The 16130-nt window shown below is 66.1% G+C and carries 12 protein-coding genes; 5 read left to right on the forward strand and 7 right to left on the reverse strand.

Annotation, left to right across the window (positions count from 1 at the left end):
* Positions 1 to 16 precede the first annotated feature (16 nt).
* From glgX to ACNFH5_RS26785, 5 genes are all read left to right on the forward strand, one after another.
* Entirely contained in the window at positions 17 to 2146 is a 2130-nt protein-coding gene (gene glgX, locus ACNFH5_RS26765) for a glycogen debranching protein GlgX (RefSeq protein ID WP_416751339.1), read from the forward strand.
* A gap of 143 nt (positions 2147 to 2289) precedes the next feature.
* Entirely contained in the window at positions 2290 to 3207 is a 918-nt protein-coding gene (locus tag ACNFH5_RS26770; RefSeq protein WP_416751341.1) for a DUF72 domain-containing protein, read from the forward strand.
* Entirely contained in the window at positions 3204 to 3986 is a 783-nt protein-coding gene (locus ACNFH5_RS26775; RefSeq protein ID WP_416751343.1) for an endonuclease/exonuclease/phosphatase family protein, read from the forward strand. Before ACNFH5_RS26770 ends, ACNFH5_RS26775 begins: the two co-directional genes overlap by 4 nt.
* Before the next feature lie 16 nt (positions 3987 to 4002).
* Positions 4003 to 5202, forward strand: coding sequence for a cardiolipin synthase ClsB (gene clsB, locus ACNFH5_RS26780; protein ID WP_416751345.1), 1200 nt, complete (start codon positions 4003 to 4005; stop codon positions 5200 to 5202).
* Positions 5199 to 6161 carry a lysylphosphatidylglycerol synthase domain-containing protein gene (locus tag ACNFH5_RS26785; protein WP_416751348.1) on the forward strand — a complete coding sequence of 321 codons (963 nt, stop codon included), beginning with the start codon at positions 5199 to 5201 and terminating at the stop codon, positions 6159 to 6161. The genes clsB and ACNFH5_RS26785 overlap by 4 nt, the downstream gene beginning before the upstream one ends.
* Positions 6162 to 6252: 91 nt before the next feature.
* Here ACNFH5_RS26785 and ACNFH5_RS26790 read toward each other — a convergent pair whose 3' ends face one another.
* The 7 genes from ACNFH5_RS26790 to ACNFH5_RS26820 form a co-directional block, all read right to left on the reverse strand.
* Positions 6253 to 6612, reverse strand: coding sequence for a winged helix-turn-helix transcriptional regulator (locus tag ACNFH5_RS26790; protein ID WP_416751513.1), 360 nt, complete (start codon positions 6610 to 6612; stop codon positions 6253 to 6255).
* Between the two features lie 173 nt (positions 6613 to 6785).
* Positions 6786 to 8960 carry a 1,4-alpha-glucan branching protein GlgB gene (gene glgB / locus ACNFH5_RS26795; protein WP_416751350.1) on the reverse strand — a complete coding sequence of 725 codons (2175 nt, stop codon included), beginning with the start codon at positions 8958 to 8960 and terminating at the stop codon, positions 6786 to 6788.
* On the reverse strand, positions 8957 to 12307 hold the full coding sequence (treS, locus tag ACNFH5_RS26800) for a maltose alpha-D-glucosyltransferase (RefSeq protein ID WP_416751352.1): 3351 nt from the start codon (positions 12305 to 12307) through the stop codon (positions 8957 to 8959). The genes glgB and treS overlap by 4 nt, the downstream gene beginning before the upstream one ends.
* A gap of 15 nt (positions 12308 to 12322) precedes the next feature.
* Complete coding sequence (locus ACNFH5_RS26805) at positions 12323 to 14305, reverse strand: alpha-1,4-glucan--maltose-1-phosphate maltosyltransferase (protein WP_416751355.1); 1983 nt, start codon at positions 14303 to 14305, stop codon at positions 12323 to 12325.
* A 120-nt stretch (positions 14306 to 14425) separates the two neighbouring features.
* Positions 14426 to 15286 carry a Ku protein gene (locus ACNFH5_RS26810; protein WP_416751357.1) on the reverse strand — a complete coding sequence of 287 codons (861 nt, stop codon included), beginning with the start codon at positions 15284 to 15286 and terminating at the stop codon, positions 14426 to 14428.
* Positions 15274 to 15540, reverse strand: a complete 267-nt coding sequence (locus tag ACNFH5_RS26815) for a hypothetical protein (RefSeq protein WP_416751359.1) — start codon at positions 15538 to 15540, stop codon at positions 15274 to 15276. Before ACNFH5_RS26815 ends, ACNFH5_RS26810 begins: the two co-directional genes overlap by 13 nt.
* On the reverse strand, positions 15530 to 16066 hold the full coding sequence (locus ACNFH5_RS26820) for an MgtC/SapB family protein (RefSeq protein ID WP_416751361.1): 537 nt from the start codon (positions 16064 to 16066) through the stop codon (positions 15530 to 15532). Before ACNFH5_RS26820 ends, ACNFH5_RS26815 begins: the two co-directional genes overlap by 11 nt.
* Positions 16067 to 16130 lie beyond the last annotated feature (64 nt).

A 16130-nucleotide genomic window follows, 5' to 3' on the forward strand; every position in this document is an offset into this window, starting at 1 on the left:
GCCCAGGAGCCGGTAAATGAGCCACGGAGCACATTCCCGCGTCACCGAAGGGCGCCCCTTCCCCCTGGGCGCCACCTGGGACGGGCTGGGCGTCAACTTCGCACTTTTTTCAGCCCACGCCACCAAGGTCGAACTGTGCCTGTTCGACGCCCAGGGCAAGCGTGAGATCGAGCGCATCGAGCTGCCGGAGTACAGCGACGAGATCTGGCACGGTTACCTGCCTGACGCCCATCCGGGGCAAATCTATGGCTACCGCGTCTACGGTCCCTACGAGCCGGATGCCGGTCACCGTTTCAACCCCAACAAACTGCTGATCGACCCGTACGCGCGGCAACTGGTGGGTGAACTGAAGTGGTCCGAATCGCTGTTCGGCTACACCATCGGTTCGCCCGATGCGGACCGGAGCTTCGATAAGCGCGACAGCGCCGCCTACGTGCCCAAGTGCAAGGTCATCGACCCTGCCTTCACCTGGGGCGAACAACAGCCGGTGCGAGTGCCGTGGGACCAGACCATCATCTACGAAGCGCACCTGCGCGGCCTGAGCATGCGCCATCCGGATGTGCCCGAGCGCCTGCGCGGCACCTGCGCCGGGCTGATGAACAGCGAGCTGCTGCAGCACTTGCGGCAGCTGGGCGTGACCAGCCTGGAGCTACTGCCGGTGCACGGCTTCCTCGACGACAAGCACCTGCTGGAAAAGGGCATGAGCAATTACTGGGGCTACAACAGCATCGCGTTCTTCGCTCCCCATGCCCGCTACCTGGCCAGCGGCCACATCAACGAGTTCAAGGAAATGGTCGCGCACCTGCACGCGGCCGGCATCGAGCTGATCCTCGACGTGGTCTACAACCACACCGCCGAGGGCAACGAGCTCGGCCCGACGCTGTGCATGCGCGGCATCGACAACATCTCCTACTACCGCCTGCAGGCCGACAACCGCCGGTACTACGTCAACGACTCGGGCACCGGCAACACACTGGACCTCAGCCATCCCTGCGTGCTGCAGATGGTCACCGACTCGCTGCGCTACTGGGCCACGGAAATGCGCGTGGACGGCTTCCGCTTCGACCTGGCGTCGATCCTCGGCCGCTACGCCGACGGTTTCGACGAGCGCCACAGTTTTCTCGTCGCCTGCCGCCAGGACCCAGTGCTGAGCCACCGCAAGCTCATCGCCGAACCCTGGGACTGCGGCCCCGGCGGCTACCAGGTGGGCGGCTTCCCGCCCGGCTGGGTGGAGTGGAACGACCGCTTCCGCGACACCGTGCGCAGTTTCTGGCGCGGCGACGAAGGCCAGTTGCCGGACCTGGCGCGGCGCCTCACCGCCTCGGGCGACCTCTACGACCAGCGCGGCCGCCGCCCCTACGCCTCGGTGAACTTCATCACCGCCCACGACGGCTTTACCCTGCGCGACGTGGTCACCTACAACCACAAGCACAACCAGGCCAACGGCGAGGACAACCGCGACGGCAGCGACGACAACCGTTCCTGGAACCACGGCGTCGAAGGCCCCACCGACGATCAGGACATCCGTCGCCTGCGCCTGCAGCAGATGCGCAACCTGATGGCCACGCTACTGCTCTCCCAAGGCACGCCGATGCTGGTGGCCGGCGACGAATTCAGCCGCACCCAGCAGGGCAACAACAACGTCTACTGCCAGGACAACGAACTGGGCTGGGTCGACTGGAGCCTCGACGACGAGGGCCGCGAGCTGCTGGCCTTTACCCGCCGCCTGATCCGCCTGCGCCAGGCGTACCCGATGCTGCGGCGCGGGCGCTTCCTGGTCGGCGAGTACAACGAGGAGCTGGGCGTGCGCGACGTCACCTGGCTCGCGGGCGACGGCGAGGAAATGACCGAGGAACACTGGCACGATCCGCTGCGCCGCAGCCTCGGCATGCTCCTGGACGGCCGCGCCCAGCCCACCGGCATCCGTCGCAGCGGCGGCGACGCCACCCTGCTCCTGCTGGTTAACGCCGGTCACGAGGGGATCGACTTCATCCTCCCGGAAACAGCCCAGGGCCGCGACTGGCAGTTCCTGCTGGACACCGCCGAACCGCCGCAGGACCACGAGCGCAACTGGGAATTCGGTGCCGCCTACCCGCTCGGCGCACGCTCGCTGGCCCTCTTCACCCTGCGCCGCAGCGAGGACTGACCGCTCGGGCAATCCCTCTGAACGCCTCTGCACCCGGCCGGGTCGGAACCTTCAGGCACTGGCGATAAAGCGATCCCACAAGGAGAACTCGATGAACCCAGCCGATACCCGCCCCAGCCTACGAAAGCCGGCGAGCTGAGCCCATGAAGGCCCTGCACATCGGCATATCCGGCTGGCGTTATGTTCCCTGGCGCGGCGACTTCTACCCCGAAGGACTGCGCCAGAAAGATGAACTGCGCTATGCCTCCCGCGCGTTCAACAGCATTGAGCTCAACGGTTCGTTCTATGCGCTGCAAAAGCCCGAGCGCTACCGCCAGTGGGCCCAGGACACCCCGGAAGGCTTCGTCTTCAGCGTCAAGGGCCCGCGCTACATCACCCATATCAAGCGCCTGCGCGATGCCGAAGAAGGCCTCGCCAACTTCTTTGCCTCCGGCCCGCTGGAACTGGGCGCCAAGCTGGGCGTCTTCCTCTGGCAACTGCCACCGAGCCTGAAGTACGACGTCGACGTCGTCGAAGCCTTCCTCGCTCTTTTACCCCGCACTCCCGAAGCGGCGCTGAAGCTGGCAAAGGACTCGGCCACCCGCCGGCCGGAACACTGGCCCCGGTCGCTGAGCAAACGCCCCTTGCGCCACGCCATGGAGGTGCGCCACGAAAGCTTCGCCTGCGCGGAATTCGCCCAGCAGTTGCGTCACCATGGCGTCGCGCTGGTCTTCGCCGATGCGCCGCGCAAGTGGCCCTACGGCGAAGACCTGACCGCCAGGGACTTCGTCTACCTGCGCCTGCACGGTGACAAGGAACTCTACGCCAGCGGCTATGGCGCCCCCGCGCTCGAACGCTGGAAAGAGCGGATAAACCGCTGGCGGCGCGGACTGCAACCCGTCGATGCAGAGCTGTTCGACGCTTCGACCCGGGGTGATCGCCGCTCCCGCGACGTCTTCTGCTACTTCGATAACGACGTGAAGGTCCGCGCGCCCTACGACGCCAGCAAACTCATGGCGCTGCTCGATATGAAACTGGCAGATCGCCAGGAGCCCGACGAACCTGCGGGAGACTGGTCATGAGCCTGGCCGAACCCGGCCCGCAGGGCATCGCCCAGGCGCAGGCCGGCACCCTTTTGCGCGTGCTCACGGTGAACACCCACAAGGGTTTCAATGCCTTCAACCGGCGTTTCATCCTCCACGAGCTACGCGACGCCGTGCGCGCGACCTCGGCGGACCTGGTGTTCCTCCAGGAAGTCCACGGTGAACACCAGCTGCACGCCGAACGCCATTCCGATTGGCCAGCGACGCCGCATTACGAATTCCTCGCCGACAGCATGTGGCCGGCCTTCGCCTACGGGCGCAACGCCGTCTACCCCGAAGGCCACCACGGTAACGCCCTGCTTTCGCGCTTGCCGATCCGCAGTTGGGACAACCACGACGTCTCGGTGGCCGGCACCGAGGAGCGCGGCCTGCTCCACGCGCAGATCGACTTGCCCGGCGAACGCGCGCTGCATGCAGTCTGCGTGCATCTGGGCCTGCAGGAATCGCAGCGGCAGAAACAGCTCCAGCTGCTGTGCGCGTTGGTCGGCGAGCTGCCGGCCAATGATCCGGTGGTGGTCGCCGGCGACTTCAATGACTGGCGCTGCCGCGCCAGCGGAATACTGGCGGGCTGCGGGCTGCGCCCGGCGTTCCCGGAAAATGGCGGCGAGCCGCGCAGCTTCCCGGCGCGCTGGCCGCTGCTGCGACTGGACCGCATCTACGTGCGCCACCTGAAGGTCACCCTGAGCGAAGTGCTGAATCGCAAACCCTGGCCGCACCTCTCCGATCATTTACCCCTGCTCGCCGAGGTTTCGCTATGAACGACGAGGTTTCGCCATGACCGACGTATGGCGCGAGGGCAATCGGGTCGACCTGCTGATCAATGGCGAGGACTTCTACCCCGCCGTGTTCGGTGCCATCGAAGTCGCCCGGCACGAGGTGCTGCTGGAAACCTTCATCCTGCGCGACGACAAGGTCGGTCGCGGCCTGCGCCAGGTGCTGATCGACGCTGCCCGGCGCGGTGTGCGCGTTGAAGTGATAGCCGATGGCTACGGCACTCCGGACCTGGACGCGGGCTTCCTCGGCGGCCTGCTGGAGGCCGGCGTGCGCCTGCACCTGTTCGACCCGCAGCCGCTGTTGCTGGGGATGCGCACCAACCTGTTCCGGCGCCTGCACCGCAAGCATGTCGTGGTGGATGGCGCAGTGGCCTTCGTCGGTGGCATCAACTTCTGCGCCGATCACCTGGCCGACTTCGGCGCCATGGCCAAGCAGGACTATGCGGTGAAGATCGCAGGGCCCGGCGTGGAAGACATCCGTCGCGCCTGCCTGGAGCTGCTCAGCCAGTATGGCGAGATCCCGGCGGCCGACGCCGTGCGCCCGCCGGAGCACGCCGGCCCGTGCCGCACCTGCCTGGCCATCCGCGACAACCTCTACCATCGCACCGACATCGAGCAGCACTACCTGCGCGCCATCGCTCGCGCCCAGGAGCGGCTGCTGATCGCCAATGCCTACTTCTTCCCCGGCTACCGTCTGCTGCGCGCGCTGCGTGACGCGGCCAAGCGTGGCGTGAAGGTGCGGCTGATCCTCCAGGGCCTGCCCGACATGCCGCTGGTGCGCCTGTGCAGCAAGCTGCTCTACGACACCCTGCTGCGCGATGGCGTGGAAATCCACGAGTATTGCGACCGCCCGCTGCACGGCAAGGTCGCGGTGGTGGACCGGCGCTGGGCAACCGTGGGCTCCAGCAATCTCGACCCGCTGAGCCTGTCGCTGAACCTGGAAGGCAACCTGATGATCGAGGATGAGGCTTTCGCCAGCGAACTCGACGAGCATCTGCAGCGCCTGGCCGCCGACAGTTGCCGCCGCGTCACCCGCCAGTACGCCCGGCGCGGCTACTGGTGGCGGGCACCGCTGGTGTTTCTGAGCTTCCACTTCCTGCGCCATTTCCCGGCGATCGCCGGGCAACTGCCGGCGCATCGGCAGGTGCTGCACGCCGCCAGCATCGCCGACGAGCCCGGCCAATCGCAGGTGCAACCATGAACAAGCGCTTCTGGAAACGCGCCAACCGCGTGTTCAACATTGCCTTGCTGGTCGCCCTGCCGGTGCTGCTGTTCCTGCTGCTGCGCGCCACCGACTGGGACGAGGTATTCCGCCTGCTGCGTGAATACAGGTTCAGCACCCTGGCCCTGGGCATGCTGATCGCCGTGTGCAGCTACGGTGTCTTCAGCAGCTTCGACGTACTCAGCCGCTACTACATCGGCCACCCGCTGCCGGTGCGCCGGGTATTCACCGTGGCATTCGTGTGCAACGCCTTCAACCTGAACCTGAGCTCCTGGGTCGGTGCCATCGCCCTGCGCTTTCGCCTGTATGGCCGGCTAGGAATGAGCGCCAGCGATATCCTGCGCATCCTCACCTTCAGCATGATCACCAACTGGTATGGCTACATGCTGCTGGCAGGCGTGCTGTTCGCCTTCGGCTACCCCAACCTGCCGGACAGCTGGTCCCTCGGCCAGAGCGGCCTGCGCGCCATCGGCGCGGTCCTGCTGTTGCTGGGGGCGGGCTACCTGCTGGCCTGCCGCTTCGCCCACCGCCGCACCTGGGGCTGGAAGCGCTACCAGTTGAACCTGCCCACCTGGCGACTGGCGGCCCTGCAGGGCATCGCCGGCGCCACCAACTGGTCGCTGATGGCGCTGCTGATCTACACGCTGCTGCCGGCTTCAGCCAGCTACCCGGCCGTGCTGGCCACACTGATGATCAGCAGCATTGCCGGTGTCGTGCTGCATGTGCCGGCGGGTCTGGGAGTGATCGAAACGGTGTTCATTACGGTGCTGCGCGACCACTTCTCCCGCGGTGAACTGGTCGCGGCGCTGATCGGCTACCGGGTGCTGTATTTCCTGATTCCGCTGCTGCTGGCCTGCCTGGTCTACCTGTGGCTGGAGCGCCACGCGAAGAAGCTCAAACGCCGCGCAGAACGCCAGGAGTCAGCGCGGGCAACCTGAGCCCGAGTGCGGCACATCCCCTGTAGGCGCGAGCTTGCTCGCGCACCCGCCCGACGCTGGCCCGACCTGCGCACCAGGGGTGCCGCTCGTCCTACCGTTCCGCCCGGGCCTTGAGCCAGAGCCCCAGGGTTTTCACCGCATCCACCACCGGCCGCAGCCGTTCGCCATCGACGCTCAGGCAATACTCCACGCGCGGCGGAACCTCGGGATGGACGGTACGGACAATCAGCCCCGCCTCTTCCAGTGCGCGAAGCTCGGCGGTCAGGACCCGCTGGGAAATCTCCGGCATGTCGCGGCGCAGCTCATTGAAGCGTTTGCTGCCGGCAGTGCTGGAGGCTTTGCGAACCGAGGCGCAGGCACCGTCAGCGGTGTAAGCATTACGCTGCCAGGCGTCGGCTTTGCCGCCTGATCGCGGACGGAGTCCGCTCCTACGAAAACCGCCGCACCAAATTCACCGGCGCCGTAGGAGCAACTGTCTTCATTTGAAAGTCCGTGCCTGCCTTTCCCCTCTCCCCTGCCCTGGCTGCGCGCCCCGCGCCAAAGGGTTAGAGAGAAGGCAAGCTTCACGGAGGAGTCATAAACAACGTAGGAGCGGACTCTGTCCGCGATCGACAGCAGGCCACGCTAAGACTGAACATCCCCCGCCGGCCGCAGGATCAGGCACCCCAGGGGCGGCAGGTCCAGCGCCAGGGATTGGCTCTGCCCGTGGGACTCCAGCGGGTCGCTGTCGAGCGAGCCGCGGCTCCCCGCGCCCGAGCCGCCGAAGCTGTCGGCATCGCTGTTGAGCAGGACCTGCCAGTGCCCGGCCAGCGGCACACCAATGCGGTAGTGCGGGCGCGGAACCGGCGTGAAGTTGTGCACCACCAGCAGCGGCGCGCCGTCGCCGGCCAGACGCAGCCAGGCATACACGCTGTTGCGCTGGTCGTCACCGATCAGCCAGTGGAAACCCTCGGCGCGGTCGTCGAAGGCGTGCAGCGCAGGCTCCTCGCACAGCAGGCGGTTCAGCTCGCGCACCAGCGCCTGGGCGCCGAAGTGCTCTGCGTAGCGCAGCAGGTACCAATCCAACTGGCCGTCGTGGTCCCATTCACGCCACTGCCCGAATTCGCAGCCCATGAACAGCAGTTTCTTGCCCGGGTGGGTCCACATCATCGACAGGTACAAACGCAGGTTGGCGAACTGCTGCCAGCGATCGCCCGGCATCTTGCCCAGCAGCGAGCCCTTGCCGTGCACCACCTCGTCGTGGGAGATGGGCAGGATGAAGTGTTCGGAGAAGGCATAGAGCAGGCCAAAGGTCAGCTTGTGGTGGTGGTAGCCGCGGTTGATCGGGTCTTCGCGGATGTACGAAAGGCTGTCGTGCATCCAGCCCATGTTCCACTTGTAGGCAAAGCCCAGCCCGCCCTCTTCCGTGGGTTTGCTGACGCCCGGCCAGGCGGTGGATTCCTCGGCAATCACCAGCGCGCCCGGCGCCTCGGTGTGGACGACGCTGTTGAGGTGGCTGAGGAATTCGATGGCTTCGAGATTCTCGCGGCCGCCGTGGCGGTTGGGGATCCACTCGCCGTCCTTGCGCGAGTAATCGCGGTAAAGCATGGAGGCCACGGCGTCCACGCGCAGCGCATCGATATGGTACTCGCGCAGCCAGTGCAGCGCCGAGGCCAGCATGAAACCGTGCACTTCGTTGCGGCCGAGGTTGTAGATGTAGGTATCCCAATCCTGGTGGAAACCCTCGAAGGGGTGCGCGTACTCGTAGAGCGCGGTGCCGTCGAAGTGCGCCAGGCCATGGGCATCGGTGGGGAAATGCGCGGGCACCCAGTCGAGGATCACGCCGATGCCGGCCTGGTGGCAGCGGTCGACGAAGCGGGCGAAGTCCGCCGGGCTGCCGTAGCGCGCAGTGGGTGCGAACAGCGACAGTGGCTGGTAGCCCCAGGAACCGCCGAAAGGGTGCTCCATGATCGGCATCAGTTCGATGTGGGTGAAACCCAGGTCGTTGACGTACGGAATCAGCCGGTCGGCCAGTTCATCCCAGGTCGGCGTACGGTTCTCCACCCACTGCCAGGAACCCGCGTGCAGCTCGTAGATCGACAGCGGCCGGTCCACGCCCTGGCGCTCGCCGCGCTGCTGCATCCATTGCTCGTCTCGCCAGGCGTAGGGCGCCGGGTCTGGAACCCGCGAGCCGGTGGCCGGCGGCATTTCGGTGGCCAGGGCCATGGGGTCTGCCTTGAGCGGCAGCAGCCCATCCTGGCCGAGCAGCTCGTATTTGTAGACCTCGCCCGGCTGCAGGCACGGAATGAACAGCTCCCAGACACCCGCCGGATACCGCAGGCGCATGACGTGGCGGCGGCCGTCCCACCCATTGAAGTCACCAACCACCGACACCCGCCGCGCATTGGGCGCCCAGACGGCGAAACGCACGCCGGGCACGCCGTCGATCTCCATCACTTGTGCGCCCAGGCACCTGCCCAGCTGGCGGTGGTTGCCCTCGGCGAAAAGATAGAGGTCCAGCTCGCTGATCGACGGTCCGAAAGCGTAGGGGTCTTCGGTGACCTGCTCGTGCTCTGGCCAATGGATGCGCAGGCGATAGGGCGTTTTTTGCGGCAGGCGTGCGATGAACAACCCACCGGCATCCACCGTATCCATGGCGGCAAGGAGCTCTTCCTGCGGCGACAGCAACTCCACCGCCAGCGCGCCGGGGAGCCACGCGCGCACCAACTCGCCCTTTTCATCACGGTGCGGGCCGAGGAAGGCGAAGGGATCGGCGTGGTCGGCACGCTGCAGATGGTCCAGGTCGCTACGCGGTGTCATGTACGTCCTCCAATCAGGTGGCGCGCCAGTTCGAATAGTCCTTGCAGCGGTACTTCCAGCCAGTCGGGCCGGTGACCGGCCTCGTAAAGCACTTCGTAGGCCGCTTTCTCCAGGCTGAACAGCGCCAGCGCGGCGCCCTCGCCTTCGCGGCCATGCCACTCGTGGGGCAGGTCGACGGCCGCCGCGCGGTAGGCCGCAAGGAAGGCTTCGCGGGCCTCGCGACGGTAGCGCAGGGCCAGTTCCGCGCGGGTGGCCTGCACGTCGGCCGGCGCCTCGGTGCCCTGGGCGCTGCGCAGGGCCATGGCGGCGGCGTAATCGAAGGAACGCAGGACGCCGGTCACGTCCTTGAGCGGGCTATGGCGCTGGCGGCGCTCAGCCAGCGGTCGGTTCGGCTCGCCCTCGAAGTCGATGAGGAAGGCGTCGCCCTGCACGACCAGGACCTGGCCCAGGTGCAGGTCGCCGTGGACACGGATCATCACCCCGCCCTCTGCCAGGCGCGCCAGGTTGCCCACCGCCTGCAGCAGCTCGCCGCGTTTCTCCAGCAGCCAGTCGACCATCACGCCGCCGCGCTCTTCCAGGTGGCCGCGTGCCCCCTGCAACGCCTCCAGCGCCTGTTCGATCTGCGTGCTGATGCTGCTGGTCCACAGCGCGCTGTCGACAGCGGCGCTGCGATGCAGGCCGAACTCGGGTTCGTCGGCGGCCTCGGACAACAGCTGATGCATCTCGCCCAGACGCTGGCCGAGCCGGCCGGCGAACAGGCGCAGTTCCTCCATCACGTCGAATTCCGGTTCGGGTGCATCCGGGCCGGGCAGCGGTCCGTCGCGCATGGCACGCTCCAGCTGGTTCAGCGTCCAGCTCCAGGCGTCACCCTGGTTGCTCAGGTAGCCCTGCAGCAACATCAGCGTGTGTGGTTCTCCTCGGGCGTCGATGCGACGCACCTCGCCCAGCAGCGGCGCAATGTTGGCGAAGCCGCGTCGGCTCAGGTAGCCGCCCATCTCCGCCTCCGGGTGCACGCCGGGGAAGACCCGGCGCAGCAACTTGAGCAGCAGCCGGTTGCCGATCAGTGCCGAGCTGTTGGACTGGTCGACACTGAGCACTCGGATTTCTGCGTCATCGTCGATCTCGCCGTATTGCGGCAGCCCCGGCTGCGGCAGGAATTGCAGTTCGCCGGCGGGGCCTTGCAGCGTTGCAGTCTCGCGCAGCAGGCGCAGTACGAGGCGGCTGAATGCCGGCAAGGCGAAGGCATCGGTGAGCAGGCCGACCTTGCGGCCGCGGCGCAGTCGCGCCAGCGCGAGTTGCTGGGGCAGGTCGTTGCCGGAGCTGCCTTTCTCCGGCACGGCGGCCAGCGGCAGTTGGTAATGCTCGGCACCTTCCGCTCCGTTGACTTCCACTTCCGCCAGCATCGGCGCGGCGTCTGCGTCGGCCAGTGGCATGGCATAGAGCAGACGGACACTGCCTGCCTCCAGCCGGCCTCTGGCGAACCAGCGGCGCTTGGGCAGGTAGCGCGGCAGCGAATCGCTCTCCAGCAGTTCGCGTGCTGCGCCGTGCATGATTTCGCTCAGGCGCTGGGCGAGCACCAGGGTCGGCAACTCGGGCATGCGTTCCACTGGCTGGACGTGCCACGCGGGCATCTGCTGGCTGTCCGCCAGGTAGAACCAGTAGAAGCCATAGGGCGGCAGGGTCAGCAGGTAGGTCATCCGGCCGATGGGCGGGAAGGACGAGCCGCCGAGCATTTCCACCGGCACGCGACCGTCAAACGCCGACAGGTCCAGCTCCACCGCCTGGGCGGCGCTGGACAGGTTGGCAACGCAAAGGATGGTGTCTTCGCTCGTGCCCTCGCCATTCTCCGTCCGGTATTGCCGCAGGTAGGCGAGGATGCGCCGGTTCGGTGGCGACAGCATGCTGATGCTGCCACGGCCGAAGGCCTTCTGCTGTTTGCGCACGCCCAGCAGGCGGCGCATCCAGTTCAGCAGTGAATGCTGGTCGCGCGCCTGGGCCTCGACGTTGACGGTCTGGTAACCGTAGAGCGAATCGAGGATCGGCGGCAGCACCAGGCTCGCCGGGTCGGCACGGGAGAACCCTCCGTTGCGGTCCACCGACCATTGCATGGGAGTACGGACACCGTCGCGGTCGCCCAGGTAGATGTTGTCGCCCATGCCGATCTCATCGCCGTAGTACAGGGTCGGCGTGCCGGGCATGGACAGCAGCAGGCTGTTGAGCAACTCGATGCGCCGGCGGTCGCGCTCCACCAGCGGAGCCAGTCGGCGGCGAATTCCCAGGTTGATGCGCGCGCGGCGGTCGGCGGCGTAGTAGTTCCAGAGGTAGTCGCGCTCATCGTCGGTGACCATCTCCAGGGTCAGCTCATCGTGATTGCGCAGGAAGATCGCCCACTGGCAGTTGTCCGGAATCGACGGGGTCTGGCGCAGGATATCGGTGATCGGAAAGCGATCTTCCTGGGCGATGGCCATGTACATGCGTGGCATCAACGGGAAGTGGAAAGCCATGTGGCATTCGTCGCCGGGGCCGCCGTCCGTTCCGCCGCCCATCCCTCCAAAATAGGGCCGCGTGTCTTCTGGCCACTGGTTGGCCTCGGCCAGCAGCATGCGGTCCGGGTAGTGGGCGTCCAGCTCGGCGCGGATGCGCTTGAGCACCACATGGGTTTCGGGGAGGTTTTCGTTGTTGGTGCCGTCGCGCTCGATCAGATACGGAATGGCGTCCAGGCGCAGGCCGTCCACGCCCATGTCCAGCCAGTAGCGCATGACCCCGAGCACCGCGCGCAGCACCTGCGGGTTGTCGAAGTTGAGGTCAGGCTGGTGCGAATAGAAACGATGCCAGAAGTACTGCTCGGCCACCGGATCCCAGGTCCAGTTGGACTGTTCGCTGTCGATGAAGATGATCCGCGTCTGGTCGTACTTGCTGTCGTCGTCGGACCACACGTACCAGTTGCGCGCCTGGGAGCCCTTCTTCGCCCGCCGCGCGCGCTGGAACCAGGGGTGCTGATCGGACGTGTGGTTGATCACCAGTTCGGTGATTACCCGCAGGCCGCGCTCGTGCGCCGCATCGATGAAGCGCCGCGCATCGGCCAGGGTGCCGTAGTCCGGGTGCACGCCCTTGTACATGGCGATGTCGTAGCCGTCATCGCGCCGTGGCGAAGGGTAGAACGGCAGCAGCCAGAGGGTGTTCACGCCCAGCTCGGCAATGTAGTCGAGCTTCTCGATCAAACCGCGGAAGTCGCCGATACCGTCGTTGTTGGCGTCGAAGAAAGACTTCACGTGCAACTGGTAGATGACCGCGTCCTTGTACCAGAGCGGGTCGTCGAGGAAGGGGCGGGTCTTGCGCTTGGCCATGGTCGCAAATCCTCTTCAGGTCTCGGGGTGCAGGCGCCAGATGCCGAACGGCAGGTGCCAGGGCTCGATGCGCATCCATTGGCGCTTGCCTTGCCAGGTCCAGCGGTGGCCGTTCATCAGGTCTTCGCCGCCCATGGCAGCCTCATCGGGCAGGCCGAACTCCCACAGCGGCAGCTCGAAATCCGCTTCCTGGGCGTTCTCCGGGTCAAGGCTGACCGCCACCAGGATGAAGTTGGAGAGGTCGGCGGTGCGCTTGCCGAACAGCAGGATGTTGTCGTTGAAAGCGTGATAGGCCTGGAAGCCGAGGTGGCTGTGCAGCGCCGGGTTCTCACGGCGGATGCGATTGAGCCGGGTGATCTCGCCGACGATGTTGCCGTGGCCGTGGTAGTCGCGCTGACGCAGCTGGTACTTTTCCGAGTCGAAGTACTCTTCCTTGCCGGGCACGGGGTCTGCCTCGCACAGCTCGAAGCCCGAGTACATGCCCCACAGACCGGAGCCCATGGTCGCCAGCGCGGCGCGGATGAGGAAGCCGGCGCGCCCGGAGCGCTGCAGGAAATACGGGTTGATGTCCGGCGTATTGACGAAGAAATTCGGCCGGTAGCAGTCACGCAGCGGCGGCTCATTGAGTTCGCTGAGGTATTGCTCCAGCTCCGCCTTGGTATTGCGCCAGGTGAAGTAGCTGTAGCTCTGGCTGAAACCGACCTTGCCCAGGCGCGCCATCATCGCCGGGCGGGTAAAGGCCTCGGCGAGGAAGATCACTTGCGGATGTTCGCGGCGCACTTCGGCGATCAGCCATTCCCAGAACGGCAGCGGCTTGGTGTGCGGGTTATCGACGCGGAACAGGTTGACGCCCTGCTCCGCCCAGCCCCGCACCACGTCGAGCAGAGCAAGCCAGAGATCGGGCACCGCGTCTGGCGCATAGAAGTCGACGTTGACGATGTCCTCGTACTTCTTCGGCGGGTTCTCCGCGTGGCGGATACTGCCGTCGGCGCGCCAGCTGAACCAGCCGGGATGTTCGCGCAGCCAGGGGTGGTCGGGCGAACACTGGATGGCGAAATCCAGGGCGATTTCCAGGCCGTGCCCGCGGGCGGCGTTCACCAACTCGCGGAAATCCTCCAGTGTGCCCAGCTGCGGATGCACCGCCTCATGACCGCCTTCCTCGCTGCCGATGGCGTAGGGGCTGCCGGGGTCCTCCGGGCCGGCCTGCAGGCTGTTGTTGCGACCCTTTCGATGGGTGTGACCGATGGGATGGATCGGTGTGAAATAGAGCACGTCGAAGCCCATCGCGGCGATGTCCGGCAGGCGCCGGTGGACATCGGCGAAGGTGCCGTGTTGCCCGGGGACTGTGCTTTCCGAGCGCGGGAACAGCTCGTACCAGCTGGCGAACTCGGCCAGCGGGCGCTCCACATCCAGCTCGAAGGTCAGGCTGCGGGTCAGGTAGGGGCGGTGCTCGGCGCGTTGCATCACCTCCAGGGTGCGCCGCGCCATGAACAGCCCGAAGCGTTCCTCGCGGCCCTCGTTGTCCTGCAGTTGGCGAACGATCTGTGCGAGCTCCGCCTCGCAATCTTCCGGCGCGCTCTGCAGCACGTTGTGCAGCAGCTCGATGCCCTCGCGGAACTCCAGGTCCACCATCTGCCCGGCGGCGTATTTCTTTTCCAGCTCGTAGCGAAAGCTCGCGTAGCTGTCGATCCAGGCCAGCACAATGAATTCGCTGCGGCCGATCCGGGTCGGGGTGATGTGTGCCTCCCAGTGGTCGTTGCCCAACGGCTGCATGGGCGTCTTCTGCCAGGGCTGGCCCTTGCTCTCGCGCCAGGCGACTTCGGCAGCCAACTTGTCGTGGCCATCACTGAAGATGCGCGCATGGATGCGTGATGCACGGTGGGTGATTGCCTTGGCGGCAAAGCGCCCGCTTTCCAGGCGCGGCTCCACGTCTTCGATGACAATGCGCGCCTCGTTGGCGGCAGCCTCGGCTCTGCTTGCCGGATTCTCCAGTTCCATCGCGGCGCCCTCCTCGCGGCGGTGCGCGCCCCTGGCGCGCTCGTGGGTGGATTGCCTCGCTACAGGGGTTGGGAACGACGAGAGGTGGGCAAGTTCAGGCTAATTGCGCGAGCGGTTCGCTCAAGAGGTTTTCCGTTTGGCCGCGGGCTTGCTGGCGGTGCTCTTTTTCGCCGCTGCGCTGGCGGCAGTGCGCTTCTTGCCATCGCCCTTGAGGCTGCGCTTGAGCAACTCGGTGAGGTCGATGATGTCGGCGCCTTCACTGCTTTTCGCTTCTGCTTGCGGGACGTTCTCCAATTGCCCCTTGGCGGCCTTCTGCTCGACCAGGCGGTGGATTTCCTCGCTGAAGCTGTCTTCGTACTCTGCCGGCTCCCAGTGGCCGGTCATGTCCTTGAGCAGGCGCTCGGCCATTTCGCTTTCGCGCTTGTCCAGCTTGACCTTGCCCAGTGCGAGGCCCAGTTCGTCCACCTCACGCACGTCCGCCGGCCAGCGCAGGGTCATCAGCAGGATGGCGCCACTCTCCTCGCGCAGCATCGCCAGGTGCTGGCGGCTGTGCATCACCAACTGGCAGACGGCAGCCTTGCCGGTCTTCTTCAAGGTGTCGCGCAGCAGTACGTAGACCTTTTCACCGCGCTTTTCCGGCGTGAGGTAATAGGGCGAGTCGTAGAACGGCACGGGAATCTCATCGATCTCGATGAAGCTGAGGATGTCGATGGTCTGGGTCGCCTCGGGCCGGGCGGCGCGGATTTCCTCCTCGCTGATCACCACATAGCGGCCCTTCTCCAGCTCCACGCCCTTGACGATGTGTTCCCGGGGCACTTCCTTGCCGGTGATCTTGTTCACACGCTTGTAGCCCACCGGTTCCAGGCTGCGCTCGTCGAGCCAGTCAAAATCGGTGCCGCTGGAGCGCGAGGCGCTGTTGAGCGCCACCGGGATGTGCACCAGGCCGAAGCTGATGGCACCTTTCCAGATCACACGGGCCATGGGTATTTCTCCTGCAGGATCACGCCGTCGTCGAAGTACACGCGGCCTTCGCCATCGATGTCGCACACCCGGTCGAGCATCCGCCGCGCCGCTGCTTCAGCTTCGGCAATGTTGCGGCTGCCAGGCGCGTAGACCCAGAGCACCACCACCGCCGCGCCTTCGCGGGTGACCTGGTACTCGATCAGACCGGTGTAGCGGCCGTTCTCGAACATGGCGTCGGTCCAGGCACAGGCCTGGAGAAATTCACGGAACATCGCGGTCCTCCCGCTGCTGTTCGGGCTGGTTTGCAGACAGGCCGCCCGGCCCAGCCTTGTGCTCCATACCGTGGGGCAAGCAGTGAAGCACCAGCAGCGCCAGCAAGGTGCCCAGCACCGCCGTCGCCGAGTGCCCGAGGCCGACGCTGATGCCGATAGCGGTGCTCAGCCAGAGACCGGCCGCCGTGGTCAGGCCCTTCACGTCGGACGCCCGGTTGCCCTTGAGGATGGTGCCGGCGCAGAGGAAACCGATACCCGCGGCGATCCCCTGGATCACCCGGCTCACCGCATCGGCCTGGGCGCCGCCCTCGTGAATCGCCATGACGAAAAGCGCTGCGCCAAGCGTTACCAGCATGTGCGTGCGCAGCCCGGCGGCCTTGCCCTTGCTTTCTCGCTCATAGCCCAGCACCCCGCCCAGCAGCACAGCCAGGGAAAGGCGCAGCGAGGCGCGGGTGATCTGCTCGACTTCGCTGAGGTCGGAGAACTCGGCGACCAGCGTGGCCCAGACGCGTTCCAACATATCCATGGCGGGCTCCACAAACCCTCATAAGAGTGCAGACCCGCCCGGAGCCGATTTGGTTTGCAGAATT

It is taken from the genome of Pseudomonas sp. NY15435 (assembly GCF_048068295.1).
Classification (GTDB): Bacteria; Pseudomonadota; Gammaproteobacteria; order Pseudomonadales; family Pseudomonadaceae; genus Pseudomonas.